The organism is Rhizobium sp. LARHSG275 (genome assembly GCF_052871115.1).
Genome location: NZ_JBIXJN010000012.1, coordinates 64,693 through 82,533 on the forward strand (window position 1 = coordinate 64,693; position 17,841 = coordinate 82,533).

Annotated in this window: 17 protein-coding genes and 1 pseudogene; 5 read left to right on the forward strand and 13 right to left on the reverse strand. The window is 62.1% G+C overall.

Features of this window, described 5'->3' with window-relative positions; genetic code table 11:
- Nucleotides 1–71 precede the first annotated feature (71 nt).
- The 3 genes from ACIPSK_RS17625 to ACIPSK_RS17635 are packed head-to-tail and all read left to right on the forward strand — an operon-like array spanning nucleotide 72 to nucleotide 3,347.
- Nucleotides 72–1,019, forward strand: coding sequence for an ABC transporter permease (locus ACIPSK_RS17625; protein ID WP_162115520.1), 948 nt, complete (start codon nucleotides 72–74; stop codon nucleotides 1,017–1,019).
- A gap of 3 nt (nucleotides 1,020–1,022) precedes the next feature.
- Complete coding sequence (locus tag ACIPSK_RS17630; RefSeq protein WP_162115521.1) at nucleotides 1,023–1,886, forward strand: ABC transporter permease; 864 nt, start codon at nucleotides 1,023–1,025, stop codon at nucleotides 1,884–1,886.
- Nucleotides 1,887–1,922: 36 nt separating this feature from the next.
- Entirely contained in the window at nucleotides 1,923–3,347 is a 1,425-nt protein-coding gene (locus tag ACIPSK_RS17635; RefSeq protein WP_162115522.1) for an amidase, read from the forward strand.
- A 68-nt stretch (nucleotides 3,348–3,415) separates the two neighbouring features.
- Here the strand turns inward: ACIPSK_RS17635 and ACIPSK_RS17640 are convergent, their stop codons facing one another.
- From ACIPSK_RS17640 to ACIPSK_RS17650, 3 genes are all read right to left on the reverse strand, one after another.
- Nucleotides 3,416–4,273 carry a C40 family peptidase gene (locus tag ACIPSK_RS17640; protein ID WP_162115523.1) on the reverse strand — a complete coding sequence of 286 codons (858 nt, stop codon included), beginning with the start codon at nucleotides 4,271–4,273 and terminating at the stop codon, nucleotides 3,416–3,418.
- Nucleotides 4,274–4,284: 11 nt separating this feature from the next.
- Nucleotides 4,285–4,635 (reverse strand): MarR family transcriptional regulator, encoded by a 351-nt coding sequence (locus ACIPSK_RS17645; RefSeq protein ID WP_064247479.1) that lies wholly within the window; start codon nucleotides 4,633–4,635, stop codon nucleotides 4,285–4,287.
- Nucleotides 4,636–4,797: 162 nt separating this feature from the next.
- Nucleotides 4,798–6,189, reverse strand: a complete 1,392-nt coding sequence (locus ACIPSK_RS17650; RefSeq protein WP_162115524.1) for a leucyl aminopeptidase family protein — start codon at nucleotides 6,187–6,189, stop codon at nucleotides 4,798–4,800.
- 144 nt (nucleotides 6,190–6,333) lie between these two features.
- On the opposite strand from ACIPSK_RS17650, the gene ACIPSK_RS17655 reads away from it, so the two are divergent.
- Nucleotides 6,334–7,170 (forward strand): tetratricopeptide repeat protein, encoded by an 837-nt coding sequence (locus tag ACIPSK_RS17655; protein ID WP_446532952.1) that lies wholly within the window; start codon nucleotides 6,334–6,336, stop codon nucleotides 7,168–7,170.
- 47 nt (nucleotides 7,171–7,217) lie between these two features.
- Here the strand turns inward: ACIPSK_RS17655 and ACIPSK_RS17660 are convergent.
- The 10 genes and pseudogenes from ACIPSK_RS17660 to ACIPSK_RS17705 form a co-directional block, all read right to left on the reverse strand.
- A pseudogene (locus ACIPSK_RS17660) lies at nucleotides 7,218–7,849 on the reverse strand (LysE family translocator).
- Between the two features lie 199 nt (nucleotides 7,850–8,048).
- The gene (locus ACIPSK_RS17665) at nucleotides 8,049–9,035 is read right to left on the reverse strand and encodes a type II secretion system F family protein (RefSeq protein ID WP_162115526.1); all 987 of its coding nucleotides are present in this window, start codon (nucleotides 9,033–9,035) and stop codon (nucleotides 8,049–8,051) included.
- Nucleotides 9,036–9,050: 15 nt separating this feature from the next.
- Nucleotides 9,051–10,058, reverse strand: coding sequence for a type II secretion system F family protein (locus ACIPSK_RS17670; protein ID WP_162115527.1), 1,008 nt, complete (start codon nucleotides 10,056–10,058; stop codon nucleotides 9,051–9,053).
- Nucleotides 10,059–10,063: 5 nt separating this feature from the next.
- Nucleotides 10,064–11,533 carry a CpaF family protein gene (locus ACIPSK_RS17675; protein ID WP_017966546.1) on the reverse strand — a complete coding sequence of 490 codons (1,470 nt, stop codon included), beginning with the start codon at nucleotides 11,531–11,533 and terminating at the stop codon, nucleotides 10,064–10,066.
- Nucleotides 11,534–11,664: 131 nt separating this feature from the next.
- Complete coding sequence (locus ACIPSK_RS17680) at nucleotides 11,665–12,942, reverse strand: AAA family ATPase (protein ID WP_162115528.1); 1,278 nt, start codon at nucleotides 12,940–12,942, stop codon at nucleotides 11,665–11,667.
- A 14-nt stretch (nucleotides 12,943–12,956) separates the two neighbouring features.
- Nucleotides 12,957–13,715: a CpaD family pilus assembly protein gene (locus tag ACIPSK_RS17685; RefSeq protein ID WP_162115529.1), complete on the reverse strand. Its 759-nt coding sequence runs from the start codon at nucleotides 13,713–13,715 to the stop codon at nucleotides 12,957–12,959.
- Nucleotides 13,712–15,211 (reverse strand): type II and III secretion system protein family protein, encoded by a 1,500-nt coding sequence (locus ACIPSK_RS17690; protein WP_162115530.1) that lies wholly within the window; start codon nucleotides 15,209–15,211, stop codon nucleotides 13,712–13,714. The genes ACIPSK_RS17685 and ACIPSK_RS17690 overlap by 4 nt, the downstream gene beginning before the upstream one ends.
- 12 nt (nucleotides 15,212–15,223) lie before the next feature.
- A complete protein-coding gene (gene cpaB, locus ACIPSK_RS17695) occupies nucleotides 15,224–16,039 on the reverse strand; it encodes a Flp pilus assembly protein CpaB (protein ID WP_162115531.1) in 816 nt (271 codons plus the stop codon).
- 110 nt (nucleotides 16,040–16,149) lie between these two features.
- Nucleotides 16,150–16,662, reverse strand: a complete 513-nt coding sequence (locus ACIPSK_RS17700) for an A24 family peptidase (protein ID WP_017966541.1) — start codon at nucleotides 16,660–16,662, stop codon at nucleotides 16,150–16,152.
- 124 nt (nucleotides 16,663–16,786) lie between these two features.
- Nucleotides 16,787–16,972, reverse strand: coding sequence for a Flp family type IVb pilin (locus ACIPSK_RS17705; RefSeq protein ID WP_017966540.1), 186 nt, complete (start codon nucleotides 16,970–16,972; stop codon nucleotides 16,787–16,789).
- A 380-nt stretch (nucleotides 16,973–17,352) separates the two neighbouring features.
- Between ACIPSK_RS17705 and ACIPSK_RS17710 the strand changes: the two genes are divergently transcribed.
- Nucleotides 17,353–17,763 (forward strand): pilus assembly protein N-terminal domain-containing protein, encoded by a 411-nt coding sequence (locus ACIPSK_RS17710; RefSeq protein ID WP_017966539.1) that lies wholly within the window; start codon nucleotides 17,353–17,355, stop codon nucleotides 17,761–17,763.
- Nucleotides 17,764–17,841: the final 78 nt, after the last annotated feature.

Here is a 17,841-nt window from a genome sequence, read left to right on the forward strand (position 1 = left end):
GATTCCTGTGACGAGCACAGGAATGAGGGAGAGAGGGGGAGCCGCCGTTCCACATCGAAAGTGTGGCGCGCATGATCCCACTCCTCGCCCGCCGCTTCGCCGGTCTTCTCGTCACGCTGGTCGTCGTCTCGCTGCTGATCTTCACCCTCATGGACCTTCTGCCTGGCGATCCCGCCTCGATCATGCTCGGCACCTCGGCGACACCGGAAACGCTTGCCGCGCTACGACACGATCTCGGGCTCGATCAACCGCTGCTGCTGCGTTACGGGCAATGGTTGACCGGCGTGCTATCCGGCAATCTCGGCAATTCGCTCACCTATGGCGTACCGGTCGCAGGATTGATCGTCGAGCGGTTGACGGTGACGCTGCCATTGGCGCTGACGGCGATTATGCTTTCGGTGGCGATTGCCCTGCCGCTCGGCGTGCTGGCCGCCTCGCGCCGCGGCGGTGTCTTCGACATCATCGCGACGCTGTTTTCGCAGATCAGCATTGCGGTGCCCGCCTTCTGGGTGGCGCTGCTGTTGATCATTCTGTTTTCGACGATGCTCGGGCTGATGCCGGCCGGCGGTTTCCCGGGCTGGAGCGCCGGGCTGATGCCGGCATTACAGGCGCTGGTTATGCCCGCTGTCGCGCTGGCCATGCCGCAGGCGGGTGTGTTGACGCGGGTGGCGCGCTCGGCGGTGCTCGACACGATGCATGAGGATTTTGCCCGCACTGCCGTCGCCAAGGGACTGTCGCGCAGTGCGGTGCTGTGGCGCCATATCGTGCCGAATGCGATGATCCCGATCCTGACGATGACCGGGCTGCAATTCACCTTTCTCGTCGCCGGCGCGGTGCTGGTTGAAAACGTCTTCAACCTGCCCGGCCTCGGGCGGCTCGCGCTACAGGCGCTCTCCCAGCGCGACGTCATCGTCATGCAGGATGTCGTGCTGTTCTTCGCAGGCCTGGTCATCGTGATGAATTTCATTGTCGATCTCTCCTATCTGGCGATCGATCCCAGGATGAGGAAGGCGGCCTGAAACATGGTACCGATCGCATCCACCGCAATAACCGGCCGCCGTCGAGTGTTTAGGCTTAGCCGGCGAATGAACCTGATATCAGGAGCTGTCATCATCGGCCTGCTCACCGCCGTTGCGCTGCTGTCGCTCGTCTGGACGCCGCTGCCGCCGGCGAAAATGCAGATCATCCACAAGCTGCAGCCGCCGCTTGCCTTCGGTCTGCTTGGCACGGACCAGTTCGGCCGCGATGTGCTTTCGATGCTGATGGCGGGCTGCTGGAATTCGCTGTCGATCGCCATCACCGCGGTCATGATCGGCGGGACGCTGGGCTCGATATCAGGCATTTCGGCGGCGGCGATCCGCGGTCCCTTCGAAGCGCTGCTGATGCGCATCTGCGACGTCATCTTCGCGCTTCCGCCGATCCTGTCCGCCATGATGCTCGGCGCCTTTCTCGGGCCAGGGCGGTTCACCGCGATCACCGCGATTGCCGTCTTCATGATCCCGGTCTTTGCCCGGGTGACGCTTGCGACCTCGCTGCAGGCCTGGAGCCGCGACTATGTGACGGCGGCGCGCGCCATCGGCAATACGCGACTGACCATTTCGCTGCGCCATGTGCTGCCGAATATCATGAGCCAGATCATCGTGCATGGCGCGATCCAGCTGGGGCTGGCGATCCTCACCGAAGCGGGTCTCAGCTTCCTCGGACTTGGCATGGCGCCGCCGGCGCCGACCTGGGGCCGGATGCTTGCCGATGCGCAAACCTATCTGGCGCTCGCCCCTTGGCTGGCGATCCTGCCCGGCCTTGCCATCGCGGTCACCGTCTTCGGCTTCAACATGCTCGGCGACGGTTTGCGCGATCTGCTCGACCCGCGCGAGGCAAGCCGCTGATATCCTCCCAAGACGAAAAGCCCGAAAGACCATGCCATGACCGAAACCGACCTCACGATCCGCGAACTCAGGCGGCGCTTTGCCGATAAGAGCCTCTCCCCCCTGGAATACTGGCTTTCACTCGAAGACCATATCGCGGCCTGGGAGCCGTCGATTTCGGCACTCTACCTCTACGATCCGGCATCGGCACGCGCGCAGGCGAAAGCGTCGACGGAGCGCTGGGCGGAGGGAGAAACGCTCGGCGCCCTGGACGGCATCCCGGTGACGCTGAAAGAGCTGATCGCCACGAAGGGCCAGCCGGTACCATCAGGCACGAGGGCAGTGGAACTGAAGCCGGCAGAGGCCGACGCACCGGCCGCCGCCCGACTGCGGGAAGACGGCGCGGTGATCTTCGCCAAGACCACCTGCCCCGATTACGGCATGCTTTCCTCCGGGCTTTCGAGCTTTCATCCTCTCAGCCGCAATCCCTGGAACATCGCGCAAAATCCCGGCGGATCGAGCGCCGGGGCTTCCGCAGCGGCGGCCGCCGGCTACGGGCCGCTGCATATCGGCACCGATATTGGCGGCTCGGTGCGCCTTCCCGCCGGTTGGACCGGCATCTTCGGCTTCAAGCCGAGTCATGGGCGCATTCCAGCCGATCCCTATTATGTCGGCCGCTGCGTCGGGCCGATGACACGCACGGTCGAGGATGCGGCCTTTTCGATGGCGACGCTGTCGCGCCCGGACTGGCGCGACGGCACCAGCCTGCCGCCGAACGATTTCAACTGGATGGATCTCGACATCGACGTGTCGGGCTTGAAGATCGGGCTGATGCTCGATGCCGGCTGCGGGCTTGCGGTGGAGGACGAGATCAGGGTCGCGGTCGAAGCGGCGGCGCAACATTTCGAGAAGGCCGGCGCGACTATTGTATCCGTCCAGCCGGTGCTGACGCGCGCGATGCTGGATGGCCTCGACAATTTCTGGCGGTCCCGGTTCTGGGGCGATATCGCGGACCTCGACGAAGAACGGCGCGACAGCATCCTGCCCTATATCAGGGATTGGGCGATGGGCGGCGCCAACATCAGCGGTGTCGATGCGGTCAAGGGCTTCAATCAGACGATCGAGATGCGCAAGAGCTGCGGACGGCTGTTTACCGAGGTCGACGCCCTGCTTTCGCCGACCAATCCGATCATCTCCTATCCGGCCGAATGGGCATCGCCGACCAACGATCCGGCCCTGCCGTTCGAGCATATCGGTTTCACGGTGCCGTGGAACATGTCGGAGCAGCCGGCCGCTTCGATCAATTGCGGTTTCTCCCGATCGGGCATGCCGATCGGCCTGCAGATCGTCGGGCCGCGTTTCGACGACCTGCGGGTGCTGAGACTGTCGAAAGCCTTCGAGGACTGGACGGGCGGGGTAAGATCCTGGCCGCGGCCGACTACAGCGCCGCGCGTCTTTTCGAACGCGCAAAGGACGCTATAGCACTTTGAATGGCTGCATAATTTTGTCCTTAAATCGTTTCCGATTTAAGGAATTATGCAGTCAGCTGATCAACTGATCGGGCGGCGATAGCCGGTCGGCTGCTGGTAGAGCCAGCCGATGCGCTCGACCGCGGTCGCGAAATTCTCGCGCGCCACCGTCATGCTGTGGCCGTTGGCATGGAGGATGGTTTCCGGATCCTCAAAGATGGCGACATGGCCCTTCCAGAATACCAGGTCGCCACGGCGGATTTCGGATCGGTCGATCGGCTGGCCGAGGCCGGCCGCCTGCAGGTCGGTATCGCGCGGCGCAGCTCTGCCCGTCATCAGCATCACCAGCTGGACGAGGCCGGAGCAATCGATACCGAGGCCGGAACGTCCGCCCCAGAGATAGGGCGTTTCCAGGAAACGGACGGCGATGCCAACGTAATCGGCGCCATCGAGAGCGCCAATCGGCTGGACGTGCTTGGCGAAGATCGCCGTTCCGTCATCGAGCACGACGTAGCGATTGCCGCGCGCTTCCGCCTCGCCGGCGACATGAACGCGGCTTCCCATCGACAGCATGGCCTGGTGGGGCTTGCGCAGTTCCGGCTCGGGATAGAGGAAGGTGCGCTGGACGGTGACGATATGAGTCGGCGTCGGCCGGCCATCCAAGAGCGCGTCTGCCTTGACATAACCGACATAGCCGTCAGAGGCGGCTTTCACCCAGCACCAGCCGTCGGCGCGATCGAAAACCGTCACGTCCTCGCCGAGAAGCAGCTCCGTATCGATGCCGCGCGCAAGATCCGGTTCGGGGCGCAAACCCACGACGGGAACGGCGACACGGGCCGGCGCGCCTTCCACAAAGCGCGACGCCTCGACCTTACCCTCAAGCCTCGCTTCCGCGAGATCAGGTCTGTAGGCATGCAGGCGGCGGTCGAGCATCGTCATTCGCATTCCTTTCAGATCGGCAGCCGGCGGGCCTGATCTCGGATGAGATCGCCGAGCTTTTCCAGGTAGAGCGCGCCGCCGACGGTACGCTTGATGATCACGTTGCGCCGGTCGGCATCGTCACGCACACGATCGACCAGGCCCATCTCGCCCATCGTATCCAAGGCGCGGGTAATGACCGGCTTGGTGACTTCAAGCGTGGCGGCAAGCCCGCGCACGGTGTGCGGCGGCGGCACCAGGTAAATATGCAGCAGGATCGCCATCTGGCGCAACGTCAAATCGCGGTCATCGTGGCGGACCTGATCGAGCGCCGCGCCATGCCAGAGCCCCAGCGCCTGCGAGGCGGTCAGTTCGATCGGCACGGCCCCTCCGGAAGATCGTTACGCTAACGTTTCATTTTCCGGTAGTTGCCATGCACATGCAAGGGGCGCTGGGAATTGCCGCCCGGCAGGGTGAATAAAATTTTAACGATCGAGGCGCAACGCGCAACACGCGGCGCGCCTCAACGCTTTTTGCGTATCGGCTCAGCGCAGGCTTTCGCGGATATGATGAAAGAGCGCCCGGATCGCCTGTGCCTCGCCGCCGCCCGGCGAATGCGGCCGTTCGGACGGAGCCCAGCCGAAAATATCGATATGTACCCAGCTCTTTGCCTTGCTGACGAAGCGCTTGAGGAAGAGGGCCGCGGTGATCGCACCGGCCATGCCGCCGGCCGGCGCATTGGTGAGGTCGGCGAACTTGGCGCGGATATCCTTTTCGTAGCCGGAATAGAGCGGCAAGCGCCAGAGCGGATCGTCGGTTTCCAGGCTCGCTTCGGTCAGGTCATGCGCAAGGTTGGCGTCATCGGTGAAGAAGGGCGGGAGGTCCGGACCGAGCGCAACGCGGGCGGCGCCGGTCAGCGTCGCCATGTCGATCAAGAGGTCGGGCTCTTCCTCATCGGCATAGGCAAGCGCATCGGCAAGGATCAGACGGCCCTCGGCGTCGGTATTGTCGATCTGGACGGTCAGGCCCTTGCGGCTTCGATAGATGTCGCCGGGCCGAAAGGCATTGGACGAGATCGCGTTTTCGACGACCGGGACGATAACACGCAGGTCGACCTTCAGCTTGGCGTCCATGATCATCAGGGCAAGCCCCATGACATTCGCCGCGCCGCCCATGTCTTTCTTCATCAGCAGCATGGAGGCGGCAGGCTTGATGTCGAGACCGCCAGTATCGAAGCAGACGCCCTTGCCGACGAGCGTCACTTTGCGATGGCCCTTCTTGCCCCAGCGCAGCTCGAGAAGGCGCGGCGCATCGGCGCTGGCGCGGCCGACAGTATGGACCAGCGGGAAGTTCTGCGTGAGCAGGTCGTCGCCCGCAATCACCGATATCTCCGCCTTGTAATGTTCGGCCAGGCCACGGAAAACGGCCTCGAGTTGGTTCGGGCCCATGTCGTTCGTCGGCGTATTAATCAGGTCGCGGGCAAGAAAGACGCCGGCCAGTTGGCGCTTGATGTCGGCGGCGTCTGCATCGCGGGGGATCATCAGCGTCGCCGCCGCCGATTTTTCGGATTTGTAACGGTCGAAACGGTAGCTGCCGAGCCCGAAGCCAAGCGCCAGGCGATTTGCCGTCAGCGGCGCGGTCTCGATGTGCCAGTCGCCGGCCGGCAGCGCGCGGGCGAGCCTGCCGGTGATGTAAGGCTGCTCGGATGGATTGGTGCCGAGGCCGTAAAGCGCGCCGCCGAGATGGCCTTCAGCCGTCGGGATCAGCAGCAGCGACCCGCTTTCGGCCTTGTAGCCTGCCCTCTGCGCCCAATCGAGGGCGATCGGATCGATCGTACCGGTCTCGATATGGGCAGGCGTGACGGCAAAGATCGGCAACGTCGAACCGCCCTTCGTGTTGAAAGGAGTCGGTCTCTCGATGAACTGATAGGGGGCCATGATTGTCCTTCGGCGGTCGTAAGGAATCGTTCCTTAACGGTCTGTTAGGGTTAACAGACTATTGCTGGAGCGAAGATTACGCGTCAAACCTTTCCCTGTTCCGCTTCGAGGTCAGGCGCCGATTTCGGAATCCAGGAACGCGCCATGCCTGCCTCGCTCACTGCCATATTCACGAATCGTATCCTGCAGGGCGCTGCGGCCTCGCTGCTCGTCCTGGCGCTTGCCGGCTGCTCGACGACCAGGGACCGGATGACAACGGGCTCGGTGCCGAAACTCACCAAGCCGGTTGACGAGATGGACGCGATTGAGCTGCGCTCGGCGACGGACCGGCTCGGCCAGGCCTACGAAAAGAACCCGCGCGATCCCGTCACCGGCGTCAATTATGCCAATCTGCTGCGCATGAACGGCCGTGACACGCAGGCGCTCGCCGTCATGCAGCAGGTGGCGATCGCCAATCCCGGCGACCGCAACGTGCTCGCCGCCTACGGCAAGGCGCAGGCGGCGGCCGGCCAGTTCCAGCAGGCGCTCGACACGATCGGCCGCGCCCAGACACCGGATCGTCCGGACTGGAAGCTGGTCTCGGCCCAAGGCGCCATCCTCGATCAGATGGGCCGGGCAAGCGAGGCCCGGCAGCGCTACCGCGACGCGCTCGATATCCAGCCGAACGAGCCCTCCATCCTTTCCAACCTCGGCATGTCCTACGTGCTGACCGGCGATCTGCGCACGGCCGAAACCTATCTGCGCTCCGCCGCCAGCCAACCGACGGCCGACAGCCGCGTCAGGCAGAACCTTGCCCTCGTCGTCGGTCTGCAAGGACGTTTCCCGGAAGCCGAGCAAATCGCGCGGCGCGAACTTTCGCCGCAACAGGCCGATGCCAATGTCGCCTATCTCAGAAGCATGCTCTCGCAGCCAAACTCCTGGCAGAAACTCGCCGCCAAGGACAAGATGCCGGGCGCAGCGAACGTCAGCAATACCTACTGACCGGACTTCCTCTGCGCTTGAGAGCGTCCGAAGTCACGTGCGACAGCCTATCGATCACTTACGCCCGCGAGAATGAGCCGGAGCCCGAGGCCGGCCATGACGACACCCGCGCTGCGGTCGATCCAGCTCTTGGCTGCAAGATAGAGCCGCCGCGGGTGGCGGGCCGAAAAAGCGAAGGCCACGATCGAATACCACCCCGCCTCCAAGGCGAAGACGCCGAGCGGCAGCGCGACGATGAGACTGAGCGGCACCGTCCTCGGTAAAAGTGCCGCAAAGATGCTGGCATAGACGATGATGGTCTTCGGGTTGCTGAGTTGGGTCAGCAGCGCGGTCATGAAGCTCAGCCTCGGCGCAGGATTTCCGTTGACGGTGTCGGAGACCTCGAGCGGCTGACCGGCGCTCCTCCAGATATTGACGGCGATATAGACGAGATAGGCGCCGCCTGCGACCTTCAGCAGGACATAGAGCCATTCGAACTGAGACAGCAGCGCCGTCAGCCCGGCAAGCGCCAGCACGGCAAAAACGACACCGCCGACGCCCATGCCGAGTGCGGCTGCAAGGCCATCCAGCCTCGAGCGCGAGATGGCGATCCTGGAGACGACGACGAAGCTCGGGCCGGGCTCATCGCGCCGACGGCCAAGGCTGCCATGATGCTGATGAAAATGCCCCCAGAAGACATCGGAAACCTCTCTTTTGGATTGAACGAACATCAGGGGCGCGGCGGGGGCGCCTGCGCTTGCCGATGGTCGTCCATCCCATTTACCAGCTCAGTCGGCGGCGGTCACCCGCGTTTTCTGGTGGCCGATCGGACCGATGGTCCTTGATGCACATCGTCTTCAGCCGAAAGCGGTCGCCGCTTTCCGGCGTCGGCGCAAACGTCAGAACTTGTCGGACACCTGGATGCCAGCCGGACCGAGAATGACGGCGATCAGCACCGGCAGAAAGAACAGGATCATCGGCACCGTCAGTTTCGGCGGCAGGGCGGCCGCCTTCTTTTCCGCCTCGTTCATCCGTTCGTCGCGTCCTTCCTGGGCGAGAACGCGCAGTGCCTGCGCGACCGGCGTGCCGTAGCGATCGGCCTGGATCAGCGCCTGTGTCACCGAACGCACCAGCTCGATCTGGGTGCGCGTCGCAAGATTGTCGAGCGCCACGCGGCGATCCGGCAGGAAGGAGAGCTCGGCCGTGGTCAGCACCATCTCCTCGGCGAGCGCCGGCGACTGCTCGCCGAGTTCTTCCGACACGCGACGCATCGCAGCCTCGATCGAGATACCGGATTCGACGCAGATCAACATCAGGTCCAGCGCATCCGGCCAGGCGCGCTTGATCGAGTGCTGGCGCTTGCCCATGCGGTTCGAGATATAGATGTTCGGGGCGTAGAAGCCGAGATAGCCGACACCGATGACGGCGAAGAGACGGATCGGCATGCCTCTTCCGGCGAGATTGCCGAGGCCGAAGACCCAGACGGCGGCAAGCGTCAGAAAAAGGAAGGGCAGCAGGAAACGCGCCACCAGGAAGGTATTCAGCGCATTCTCCGAACGGAAACCGGCGGCACGCAGCTTATTGACAGTGTTTTCGTCGACCAGCGCCTTGCGCAGGTTGAAGCGCTCGACGATCTGACGGACCGAGCGGTTGTTCTGGTTTCTGAGCGAGGCCTTGCCGGCGCCGGTTTCCGTGTTCATGCGGGCGCGTTCGCGGGCACGGATCTGCTCGCGTTCGGTCGAAACCGCCTTCATACGCTTGTTCAGATCGCCGCGTTCGAAGAAGGGGATGGCGATCGTATAAAAGGTGGCGAAGACGGCGATCGCGACGAAGAGCGCGATCAGCATGCTCGGATTGGTCAGCGTTGCGGCAAAGTCCTGCGACATGATGCTTCCTTCCGGCTAGATGTCAAAATTGACCATGTTGCGCATGACGAAGATGCCGATCGACATCCAGATCGCCGAGGCACCCATGATGAGATGGCCGCGCGGATCGGTGAAAAGGATCATCATGTAGTTCGGCGACGTCATGTAGACGAGGGTCGCAACGATGAAGGGCAGAGCCCCGATGATGACGGCCGACGCCTTGGCTTCCATCGAGAGCGCCTGGACCTTGGCTTTCATCTTCCTGCGTTCGCGCAGCACCTTGGAGAGATTGCCGATCGCTTCCGACAGATTGCCGCCGGCCTGCGACTGGATGGCGATGACGATGGCGAAGAAATTGACTTCCTGGAGCGGCATGTGGATCGTCATGCGGGCGCAGGCGTCGGGAATGCTGAGGCCCACCTGCTGCGCCTCGATCACCCGCAGGAACTCGCTCTTGACCGGCTCGGTGCCTTCGGTGGCGATAAGACGGATGGCATCGTTGAGCGGCAGGCCCGATTTGATCGAGCGGGTGATGACGTCAAGCGCGTTGGGGAGTTCGTTCAAAAACTTGGTCTGGCGGCGCTTGATCAGAAAGCCGAGGACCCAGCGCGGCAAGCCGAGACCGGCGACGACGGCGATACCGACCATGACCATCAACGACGCACCGACGACAAAGGCCACGAGCAGCAGCACCAAGGCGAAGATGGCGCTGAAGAGATAGAATTTCGCCGGTGTGATCGTCAGGCCGGCCTGCACCAGCCGGGATTTCATCGACAGGGTCTTTTTGGTCTTTTCGTGCTGGCGCTTTTCCAGATCCTTCAAGTTGTCCTGCACCGATTTGCGGCGCTTCGACAACTCCTGCACCCGGTCACGGGCAGCCTTGACATTGACTCGGTCGCTTTCGGCCGATTTGACGCGATTGATGCGGCTTGCCGATTTCTTGTCGGCTTCGATCTCCGAAAACAACAGGGCATAGGCAACCGCCGCCGCGGAGATGGCGGCGAGGGCGACGATTGCCAGCACTATAGGATCGAATCCGAACATCTCGCCTATTCCTTCGTTTTCGCTTCCATCGCGTCGAGGGCGGCGGCAAGACGCTTTTCCTCGTTGAAGTAGCGGGCGCGATCCCAGAAATGCGGCTTTCCGACGCCGGTCGACATGTGCCGGCCGACCAGGCGGCCGTTCGCATCCTCGCCTTCGATCTCGTAGCGCATCAGGTCCTGGGTGATGATGACGTCGCCTTCCATGCCGATCACCTCGGTGATCTGGGTAATGCGGCGCGAACCGTCGCGAAGGCGCGCCGCCTGAATGACGACGTCGACCGAGCTGGAAATGATCTCACGCACCGTTTTTGCCGGTAGAGTGAAGCCGCCCATGGCGATCATCGATTCGATACGGCTCAAGCATTCGCGCGGCGTGTTGGCGTGGATCGTGCCCATCGAACCGTCGTGACCGGTGTTCATCGCCTGCAGCAGGTCGAAAACTTCAGGTCCGCGCACTTCGCCGACGATGATGCGCTCGGGACGCATACGCAGGCAGTTCTTGACGAGATCGCGCATGGTGATCTCGCCCTCGCCTTCGATATTCGGCGGGCGCGTTTCGAGACGGACGACATGCGGCTGCTGCAGCTGCAGTTCGGCCGTATCCTCGCAGGTGATGACGCGCTCGTCCCTGTCGATATAATTGGTGAGGCAGTTCAGAAGCGTGGTTTTACCCGAGCCGGTGCCGCCTGAAATGACGACGTTGCAGCGCACACGCCCGATGATCTGCAGCACGGTTGCGCCTTCCGGCGTGATCGCGCCGAATCGGACGAGCTGATCGAGGGTCAGCTTGTCCTTCTTGAACTTGCGGATGGTGAGCGCCGGCCCATCGATCGACAGCGGCGGCGCGATGACGTTGACGCGCGAGCCATCGGGCAAGCGGGCATCGCAGATCGGGCTCGATTCGTCGACACGGCGGCCGACCTGACTGACGATGCGCTGGCAGATCGAGAGAAGCTGCGCATTGTCGCGGAAGCGGATCTCCGATTCGATCGTCTTGCCGCCGACTTCGATGAAGGTCTGGCCGGCGCCGTTGACCATGATGTCGGCAATATCGTCGCGCGCGAGTAGCGGCTCTAGCGGGCCGTAACCGAGGACGTCGTTGCAGATATCCTCGAGCAGCTCTTCCTGCTCGGAGATCGACATCGCAAAATTCTTGATGGTGATGATGTCGTTGACGATGTCGCGGATTTCCTCGCGGGCGCTTTCGCCGTCGAGCTTCGAAAGCTGCGAGAGATCGATGGTGTCGATCAGCGCCGAAAAGACCTGCGCCTTGGTGTCGTAATATTCATCGGTGCGGGCCGGGCGCTTGCGCTGCGGCGTCTGCAGCGGCGTCACCTGCTGGCGTGCGGGCTCACGCGAGGGTTCGACCAGAATGGAGGGGGAAGAGGCCGCAGGGGCGGCGGCCAGAGCCGGCGGCGGTGGAGCAATCGCTCCTCCGACCTTTCCGGAACCTTCGTTTCCGCGTTTTCCAAACATGCCACTCGATCCAATCTGCTCGTTCTAGAGCATTTCCCGATCTCTCCGAGTCACGGAAATGCGCTATCTCATTGTTTTCACGCAATTGCGAACGCAAACCGCTGCACAGTTTTGCTGGAATTGCTTATCGTCTACTTGCGCTTCAGGAGGCCCAGCAGACCGCCCTTCTTCGCCTTCCTGATCGCGACACGGCCGGTGACGATGTGCGATATCTGCGAAAAGGTTTCCGCCGTCGGCGACTTCGGGTCGACTTCAGAGATCATCCGGCCGCTATTGGCGGCGTTGCCGAAAAGATTGATGTCGAAGGGAATGATCGCGATCGGCTCAATCTCGAGCGGCTCGCAGAAATCCGACGGCGAGATTTCCGGCCGTTTCGGCATGCCGACCTGATTGAGGATGAGATGCGGCGGCCGGTCGTTCGGCCGCATCTTGCGCAGCGCGTCCAGCATGTTCTTGGCGTTGCGCAGATTGGCGAGATCGGGAACTGCTGCGATGACCACCTCGTCGACGCTCGACAGCACCGAGCGCGTCCATTCCGACCATACATGCGGAACATCGAGCACAGTGACGGGCGCGCTGCGCTGCAGAACATCGAGCACCGGCTGGAAAGCCTGGCCGTCAAAATCATAGGCACGGTCGAGCAGCGAGGGTGCAGCAAGCAGCGACAGATGCTCGGAACATTTCGTCAGCAGGCGGTCGAGGAAGACCTCGTCGAGACGATCGGGCGCGAAGACCGCTTCGGCGATGCCCTGTGCCGGATCCTGGTCGAAATCGATGTTCGCCGTACCATAGGGCAGGTCGAGATCGGCGAGGATCGTCTCGGTGGAGAAGAGATTGGAAATGCCGAAAGCGCAATTATGCGCGATGGTCGAGGCGCCGGTGCCGCCCTTCGAGCCGATGAAGGCGATGCTGCGACCGAGCGGCTCGGCGTCTGGATCGACGAAGATCGAGGCCATCGCCGCAAGGATATCGGGCATGGCGACGGGCTGAACCATATATTCGGAAATGCCATTGCGGATGAGCTCGCGATAAAGCCCGATATCGTTGTAATATCCGATAATGACGACTTTGGTCGTCGGATCGCAGACCGCGGCGAGCGGCGCAAGTTCGGCGAGCAGGTTTGCGGCATTCGCCTTAGTCTCGAGGATGATGAGGTTCGGTGTCGGGGCGCCGGAAAACATATTGGCGGCAGCGGCGGTGCCGCCGCTGGTGATGCGCATGCTGACCTTCGCCACGCGCCGATCATTGGCGCAGCGTTCCATGACATGCTGCAGGGCTTCGCTTTCGCAGAAGGCATGGACGGAGATGCGCGGCAGCGGCCGCATGTTTTCCAGATCCGCCATGCGCACCGCCTCGTCGGCGTTGCGAAGCTCGCTGGGATTCCTGATTTCGTATTCGATCGCGCTCATCGTGCCGTTCCGCCTTAGAAGCTACTGTCGCTGCCGGCGACATCTTCGATCGTCGATGTCGTCGTGCGGTATTCCTGGATGGCGTTGTTGCGCCGCTGCGCGTCGATCGGGGTCATGCCGCGGGGCGCCACCAGATCCTCAGGATTGGCGATCTGGGCGGCAAGGTTGTTTTGCGAGGCGCAGCCGAAATTATAGTAATTCTGGTTGGTCAAATCGTTCGAGATGTCCTTCGGCCACTGGCCGCATTGCGTGGTGATCGCGGTGGTGCCGGTAAAGCTCAGCCGGATCGGCGCCGCATCGCCGGGCCCGGCGGCGGCATAGGAGGTATTGACGATTTTCGAGCTTGCGATCCCCCGCGACACCAGCTCGGCACGGACCTGATTGCGCAGTTGATAGGCTGCTGCCGAATTGGGCGACCCTTGCGGCGACAGCACGTAAACAGGGCCTGAGGCGCGCGAGATGTAGTTTGTGGCAAAACCGCGGATGAGGTCTCGCTGGGCGATGGTCAGGCGACGATCGGTGGAGGCGACGGGTATATCAACCGTCTGCTCCGCCTCCGTCACGATGATCGGATGACGGGCGCGGTAATCGTCCGGAATGCCGCCGGTCGTCAGTTGGTCGTGCGGACCGGCGCATCCGGAAAGGACGGCCAGCGACATGGCAGCCGTCGCAAAAAACGCCTTCGAGATTCCGAAGCGGGGTGTCGTCGAATTCATGTGGGCCATCGCCTGATCTCTGTTTCCTGCCATTGCTGCCGATCGTGCCCCGCTCATTTGTAGATGAACCCGATCGAGCCGTGGAACTGCGCGTCGGCGACGGGCGCCTCGCGGCGGCCATAGACCTTGTTGACACGGTTGAGGAAGAAGGTCGCACCGTCATTCTCAGGGCTGAAATTGTCGTCCGGGCGGTTGAGCTGATTGCGCGCCACCGGACGCACCAGATAGGGCGTTGCGATGATGACGAGTTCGGTTTCCTGGCGCTCGAAACCCTTCTGGCGGAAGAGCGTGCCGAGCAGCGGGATCTTCGAGACGCCGGGCGTGCCGCCCATCGTCTGGGAAACGTTGTCGCGGATAAGGCCGGCGAGCGCGATCGAACCGCCCGAGGGCAGCTCCACCGAGGTCTCCGCCGAACGTCGCTGATAGGTGGCGTTGCCGCTGCCGGCCACCGGTTCGGAGACATTGGTCTTGATCTGCAGGCTGATGCGTCCCGATGACAGCACGACCGGCTTGAAGGCGAGGTTGATACCATAGTTAAACGGCACGACAGTGACGTTGCCGTTGCTGTCGGTCGTCGAATAGAGCTGCTGGCCGCCGGAATTGAAGGTCGCGGCCTGACCCGATATCGCCGTCAGCGTCGGCTCGGCGAGCGTCTTGACGACCTTGGCCTGCTCCAGCGCGTTGAGATACGTCGAAATGTCGTATTTGCCGATCGAGCTCTTGAAGAGCGCCGCCAGACCGCCGCCAACCGTCGATGTGGCACTGTCAGCGCCGGGACTGCCGAGCTGGGCGACCGTTATGCCGGAGGAATTGGAAACGAGGTTGTCGAAGCCAAGCTGCTTCAGCACTTCGCGTCGGACCTCGGCGATCGTCACCTTGAGAGTGACCTGGTCCTCGCCCTCGATCTGCAGAAGATTGACGACCTGCGAGGCCTGACGGTTTTCGGCAAAGAGCGCCACCGAGCTATCGCCGCCGGTGCCGGATGCGGTCTCGGTTCTGGTCGTCGCCTCGCCGCCCTTCAGGAAGACCTGCGCCAGATCGGCCGCCTGCGTGGCGTCCTGCGGCGTGCGCACGGTGCCGGTCAGCACGATGTTGTCGGAGACGATTTCGACGTTGATGTTGGAGTCCGGAATGAAGCGGCGGAGATTGACTTCGAGGCCGGAGACGTCGCGTTCGATCTCGATGTCGAGATTGACGATCTCCTGTCCACCGGCACCGAACACGAAGATATTGGTCTGGCCGACCTTCTTGCCAAACAGGTAGATGCGCCGCGAGGTACGGGTCACGGCATCGGCCATGGTCGGATCGGAGACGAGGATATCGTGCGCGTCGTCCGGCAGATCGACGACGACGGCCTTGTTGAGCCCGAGCTTCAACCGGCGATGGGCATTGGGGCCAGTCTGAGAGATCCGGACCAGGCTATCGGAATCGGCGTGCGCCTCGCCTGCGCCGAGAAGCGGGGAGAAAGAGGTCGGAACGATACCGGAGACGCCGATTGCCAGCCAAAGGCAGCCTGTCAGGAGAGGTCCGGCGCGCCGCGTTGAATTGCCCATGTGCACGTTCTCTTACTCCGCCTTCGGTGCTGCGCTGGCATCCGTGACGATGGCGCCCGATTTGATGACCTGGATGATCGCACTGCCGTTGTCACCGCTCAGCAGATAGTCGGCGGCACTTGTATCCTGCTCCTGCGCATCGGCGACCGAGCGCAGCGCGAGCGACAGCCGGTCCGCCATCTGCTGGGCGACAGCGAGAACCTTCGTTTGATCAGGGGTGAGCTCGAGCGTCGCGGTCGTGCCGACCACCGATTTCGAGCCGTCGTCCTTTTCCTGGATCTGTTGGTCGATGGCGAGAACGCGAACATTGCTCAGTACGGTTTCGGTAATGAGCTTGGCGGCTTCGGTGCCCTTGCGGACCATGATGACATCGACGCGGTCATTCGGCAGGATGAAACCGCCGGCACCTGTTGCCACCGATATCTCGGTCGCGACGGCACGCTTGCCGGCCGGCAACAGCGAGGAGAGGATGCGGCTGCTGGAATCGGCGAGCTTTTCCGGCCGGATCGGTTCGCCCTCGAAGATCGGCAGACGCACGACGGCGCCCTGCAGATCCTTGATCGCATCCGGCTTGTCGGCTTCGGTGATGAGGCCCTGGACGACGCCGCCCTGCGGCCAGGCCATCCAGTGCACCAATTTGTCGTCCAGCCTTGCGCCGACCGGCAGATTGGCGCTCGAAACGAGGACGTTGACGGTCGGTTCCTTCTCGACGACCGAGCGGACCTGGGTGACGACACCGCCGCTGCCCGCCATGCGCATTGCCAGGAGGCCGGCGAGGCCGGCTGCCACCACGGCGACAGCTAGGATTATAAGGCGGGCCGGTTTCATCGATCATTCCTCAGGGCACTATATGTTCGCCCTGTAGAATGCTCAGCAATTGGTGTAATTATGGTTAATAGAACGCTTACATTTTAAGTTAACGGGCATTTAAAATGCCGTTATTTCAGGCTTTCCAGTGCGGCGAGAAAAAGCGGCGAGGAAGGGAAGGCCATGAAACCGCCGATCGCGATCGCGATGCCATAGGGGATCTTCTTGGCGAGCAGCAAAGAGTTCGGCACCGGCAGCCCGATGGCGAGGATCGTGTTCGTTTGCGTTCTCACCAGCAGGATCAACAAGGTGACGAGGCCGCCGACCGCTGCGACGTCGGTCATCAGGAATGCAAGGGATTGATTCAGACCGAACCAGAGCGCTGTGGCGCTCAGCAGCTTGGCGTCGCCGCCGCCCATCACATTGAAGGCAAAAAGGGCAAAGCATGCGGCAAAGACGATCGCGCCGGCGGCAAGATGCATACCGATTGCCTGCAGGCCGAGGCCCGAGAACGGCGCCAGTGCGAGGAAAGAGAAAACAAGGATCAGGGAAATGCGGTTCGGGATCGTCATGGTGAAGAGATCCGAAAAGGCCGCGATGGCGAGGCAGAGTGGCAGTATTACAAAGACTGCAGCTGCGATCATGCGTATACCCGATCTTAATAGGATGCGAAAAGGCTCACGGCCATTCCAGCGCGTGAGCCCGCTCGATCGACCAGCCAGGTCAGACCGGCCAGAATGAGGAAGGTGCCGCCTCGCGGCACCTCGCTTAGTTGGCCGCCGTAGTGGCGCTATCCATCTTGGTGCTCAAACCTTCGAACGTGTTGCCGATCTTGGTGCCGAGGCTCGTTGCGCCGGTGATGAGCGCCACGGAAATGAGAGCGGCGATCAGGCCGTATTCGATTGCGGTCGCGCCGGATTCGTCCTTCAGAAAACGGCTAAAAAGCTTGGTCATGGTAACTCCTAACTCCAGTTGATGTTCAGCACGTCCGCCAACTGTTTGCCGTTGATCGGATGACTGCAACCTAGCGAATGGCCGTTTCCATCGGCTTAAGGAAAAGAGTTAACTAAACGTGAACGAGACAACAGGCCTTTGTAGAGTCAGTATTTTCTTACGCACTTACCTCAATATTTAACAATATTCTTGGAATAACTGCTGAATTCATCCGGAAATAGCACAAATTCCATCTCCAACCGAGGCGTGCACCGTCCCGAAACCGTGCCAGATCGGAGCATTACGCTTCATCCCGGAACAGAGCGGCGGGCTTAAGGCTTCGTTCACCATTTTTTTCCATTCTATGTGCATATTGCGCTGTGATCGTGAAAGAGGGCCAAATGTCATCAAGCGGCAAAACCATTTTCTTTGCCGGCATGATCGCCGCTTTCGGTGTTTCGGGAGTTTCCGCGGCCGCAGACGATGACATGCTGCGCGTCTACATGGATCACGCGCGCGTGCTGAAGCTCGATCGCCCCGTCAGCAAGGTGATCGTCGGCAATGCCAAGGTCGCCGATGCGACGGTTGCCGACGCCAAGACCATCGTGCTGACAGGCCGCAGCTTCGGCACCACCAATCTGGTGCTTCTCGATGCCGACGGCAATGCGATCCTCGACGAACGCATCCTGGTGTCGATCGACGAAGGCAATACGGTGCGCGTCTACCGGCAGACCGAGCGCTCCGTACTGTCCTGCACGCCGAATTGCGAGCAGCATGCGCAGCAAGCAGCCACCGCGACCGCCTCACCCTGAGCATATCTCGGAGCTTTCTCGACCATTCGTTAAAATCGTCGTGTCAGGCTGAAACGGAAAATCAACGAACGGATCCTA

What these genes read in the sequence shown, in the direction of transcription:
- cpaB (WP_162115531.1), bottom strand. Translation starts at nt 16,039, where the DNA reads ATGAAACCGGCCCGCCTTATAATCCTAGCTGTCGCCGTGGTGGCAGCC.
- ACIPSK_RS17700 (WP_017966541.1), bottom strand. Translation starts at nt 16,662, where the DNA reads ATGATCGCAGCTGCAGTCTTTGTAATACTGCCACTCTGCCTCGCCATC.
- ACIPSK_RS17655 (WP_446532952.1), top strand. Translation starts at nt 6,334, where the DNA reads ATGCCTGCCTCGCTCACTGCCATATTCACGAATCGTATCCTGCAGGGC.
- ACIPSK_RS17625 (WP_162115520.1), top strand. Translation starts at nt 72, where the DNA reads ATGATCCCACTCCTCGCCCGCCGCTTCGCCGGTCTTCTCGTCACGCTG.
- ACIPSK_RS17635 (WP_162115522.1), top strand. Translation starts at nt 1,923, where the DNA reads ATGACCGAAACCGACCTCACGATCCGCGAACTCAGGCGGCGCTTTGCC.
- ACIPSK_RS17630 (WP_162115521.1), top strand. Translation starts at nt 1,023, where the DNA reads ATGGTACCGATCGCATCCACCGCAATAACCGGCCGCCGTCGAGTGTTT.
- ACIPSK_RS17670 (WP_162115527.1), bottom strand. Translation starts at nt 10,058, where the DNA reads ATGTTCGGATTCGATCCTATAGTGCTGGCAATCGTCGCCCTCGCCGCC.
- ACIPSK_RS17685 (WP_162115529.1), bottom strand. Translation starts at nt 13,715, where the DNA reads ATGAGCGGGGCACGATCGGCAGCAATGGCAGGAAACAGAGATCAGGCG.
- ACIPSK_RS17710 (WP_017966539.1), top strand. Translation starts at nt 17,353, where the DNA reads ATGTCATCAAGCGGCAAAACCATTTTCTTTGCCGGCATGATCGCCGCT.
- ACIPSK_RS17705 (WP_017966540.1), bottom strand. Translation starts at nt 16,972, where the DNA reads ATGACCAAGCTTTTTAGCCGTTTTCTGAAGGACGAATCCGGCGCGACC.
- ACIPSK_RS17640 (WP_162115523.1), bottom strand. Translation starts at nt 4,273, where the DNA reads ATGACGATGCTCGACCGCCGCCTGCATGCCTACAGACCTGATCTCGCG.
- ACIPSK_RS17690 (WP_162115530.1), bottom strand. Translation starts at nt 15,211, where the DNA reads ATGGGCAATTCAACGCGGCGCGCCGGACCTCTCCTGACAGGCTGCCTT.
- ACIPSK_RS17675 (WP_017966546.1), bottom strand. Translation starts at nt 11,533, where the DNA reads ATGTTTGGAAAACGCGGAAACGAAGGTTCCGGAAAGGTCGGAGGAGCG.
- ACIPSK_RS17665 (WP_162115526.1), bottom strand. Translation starts at nt 9,035, where the DNA reads ATGTCGCAGGACTTTGCCGCAACGCTGACCAATCCGAGCATGCTGATC.
- ACIPSK_RS17680 (WP_162115528.1), bottom strand. Translation starts at nt 12,942, where the DNA reads ATGAGCGCGATCGAATACGAAATCAGGAATCCCAGCGAGCTTCGCAAC.
- ACIPSK_RS17650 (WP_162115524.1), bottom strand. Translation starts at nt 6,189, where the DNA reads ATGGCCCCCTATCAGTTCATCGAGAGACCGACTCCTTTCAACACGAAG.